1 protein-coding gene is annotated in these 350 nt (G+C 70.0%); it reads right to left on the bottom strand.

Annotated features, from left to right (window positions below; genetic code table 11):
- On the bottom strand, positions 1-350 hold a 350-nt coding region (locus PL597_RS26070; RefSeq protein WP_271366664.1), incomplete at both ends, for an MFS transporter.

The raw sequence follows: 350 nt of genomic DNA, 5'->3' as shown, positions 1-350 counted from the left end.
CAACGCACCCAGCGCCGCACCGAGCGGAATAGCGGCGTACAGCAGGCCAATCTGTCCGGCCGACATCTGCCAGCTACCGGCCAGCGCCGGATAGAGCACCCGCACCGCGCTGGCCATGGTCAGCAGACCGCCAAGCAGCGCAATCCCGCCGATAAGCGGGCTCCGGCAGAGGAAGGTCAGCCCCGCCAGCAGGGAGCGCAGCGGATGCTCGCGCGGCTGCGGAGGCGGCGGCAGCTGCGGCAGACGCAGCAGGGTTAAGGTGGTGATAAAGGTCCCCGCCGCCGCCAGGCCAAAGTTCCACGCCACGCCGCCGGTGGCCAGCAGCAGGCCGCCGATCATCGGCGAAATCA

This window comes from Agrobacterium sp. ST15.13.013 (genome assembly GCF_027956525.1).
Taxonomy (GTDB): Bacteria; Pseudomonadota; Alphaproteobacteria; order Rhizobiales; family Rhizobiaceae; genus Agrobacterium; species Agrobacterium salinitolerans.
This window is presented reverse-complemented; position numbering and strand designations above follow the sequence as displayed.